Source organism: Rhodopirellula maiorica SM1, from assembly GCF_000346295.1.
Classification (GTDB): domain Bacteria; phylum Planctomycetota; class Planctomycetia; order Pirellulales; family Pirellulaceae; genus Novipirellula; species Novipirellula maiorica.
In genome coordinates this window covers 1-1,855 of record NZ_ANOG01000398.1, presented here as the reverse complement: position 1 = coordinate 1,855, position 1,855 = coordinate 1, and the positions used below count along the sequence as shown (strand labels likewise).

Sequence of the window (1,855 nt, the reverse complement as noted above, 5' to 3'; positions counted from 1 at the left end):
CTCACGATCTCCGTCACGGGCTTGCCCGGCGGAATCCGCGCCGCGATCACTTCCGCTCCACCGCCACCTCATTTTTCAATTTACAATTGTCAATTTAACTTTTTCAATATCGCCACCCTCCTCCTCGTTCCCAGGCTCCCGCCTGGTAACGCGCTGCACCCGAGGCTCCCGCCTCCCAATCTCCCGCAGGCAGGAGCCTGCAAGGCATTGTGTTCTTAGGCTGGAGCCTTGGAACAAGCCATTTTTCAATATCTCCACTCCCCCCTCGTTCCCAGGCTCCCGCCTGGTAACGCGCTGCACCCGAGGCTCCCGCCTCCCGTCCTTTCTATCCCCGCCAGGCCTTATTTCATTTCGGTAGCGGAGCTCGCCGACAATTTGTCTAGCCCGGATTCGCAACGCTGTGAAGCATTTTGTAACGGTAGGACGCGAGCCCTCCGGTGTTTTGGTCGGGATGAGGAGCCGGAGGGCTTGCGTCCTGCCGCTAAAACCTCGCAAAACTCGGGGGATAAATGCTTCACAGCGTTGCCGGAATCGGTTGCTAAGCAGCGAGGCAGGAAACTTTCAGCATAGGGGCCGATTTGCCGCTAGCGGGCTGTTGATTTAATGACGTTTCCTATGGCAAGGGGTGGCTATTCTACCTCGTCCGTCATGAGGGTATTCGACGGACTTGGAAGTCCATCGTACGACTAAATCAACAGCCTGCTGGCCACGGTTCCCATGTTGAACCGGAGCTGGCGCTCAAACGGCTAACAGGATTTCACCCTATCATTCCTGCCTACCTGTTAGCATGTCATCGTGTGCAGGCCACCCCCGCAGACGAAACTCGCAAAAAAATATTGGACGCGGTAGTGTCTCTGCTAATGGCACGGACGACTTCCGGACCCTTGTTGGTTAATCAGTCAGACGCGTTAAGAGCCGATTGGAAATGAGCAAACGGAAACCTGCTGTCCCCGCGAATGAACTTCCCGAAGTGATCGAACTTTTCGAGACAGGCCACGCGTCACCGCAGCCGCGAGTGTTTCGCTAGGAAAAGTGCTTGACGTTACGAACGATGAGGTCTCTACGAGACTGGGCTTCACGATCGAGGAGTTGGTGGATGAAGACTGGAGGTCGATTCAGAGCGGTGGCGAAGAGTCGTGGACCCAGGCGATCGGGCGGGGATGCTACGTTGGCGGTTTTGAAGGATTGATTGTTCCCTCGGCCCGAAATCCCTCATCCGGTAACGATGGAGGTAAAAACATCGTCATCTTCCCGGAAAATCTGTCAAACGGCAGCAAAATCGAAATTCTCGCCGCCGATCAATTGCCGTAATGCGAACGCAGTGCAAGGTCGCATCCTGCAAAAGTGCAGGAAAAAATGCTTGGCGAAGTACTGGTGTGACGATACAATAGAGCAGGAGGATGAAAGCCGATGGTGACAAAAACACGCAAGACGACCAAGCAGAAGGCGAAAGCACGCAAACCGGCGATTGTGGTGCTTCCAGTACGAGGGCTGAAAGGCCAAGGGCTTTTGCGGCTCGGACGTGAGTCAAAATTAGAGCTCCGCGATCGCCTCGCGATGCCGCGACAGATGTTCGGACGAATGGTCAATGTATCGGAGCGGACGATCGCCAAAGTGGAGGCCAACCGCGACCAAGCCGACAAGCTGACACGTCCCTACAACGAAGTCTACCGTTTGTGGGAAGCACTCAGCGATGTTGTCGACCCCGAATCACTGGGGATCTGGTTTCAAACTCCCAACGACGCGTTCGACGGGCTCAAGCCGATGGAGGTTATCGAGCGAGGCGAGATCGACCGACTATGGAACATGGTCTTCCAGTTACGAAGCGGAGCGCCGGGGTAGGAGAGTGAGGAGT

2 protein-coding genes are annotated in these 1,855 nt (G+C 55.6%); both read left to right on the top strand.

The genetic code is table 11. The annotated features are described in order from the left end of the window. Nucleotides 1-1,032: 1,032 nt before the first annotated feature. Entirely contained in the window at nucleotides 1,033-1,311 is a 279-nt protein-coding gene (locus tag RMSM_RS12895) for an RES family NAD+ phosphorylase (RefSeq protein ID WP_040766199.1), read from the top strand. 99 nt (nucleotides 1,312-1,410) lie between these two features. After that, entirely contained in the window at nucleotides 1,411-1,842 is a 432-nt protein-coding gene (locus RMSM_RS12890) for an antitoxin Xre/MbcA/ParS toxin-binding domain-containing protein (protein WP_008696494.1), read from the top strand. Nucleotides 1,843-1,855 lie beyond the last annotated feature (13 nt).

Coding starts and splice junctions, on each gene's coding strand:
- RMSM_RS12890 (WP_008696494.1), top strand. CDS start 1,411: ATGGTGACAAAAACACGCAAGACGACCAAGCAGAAGGCGAAAGCACGC.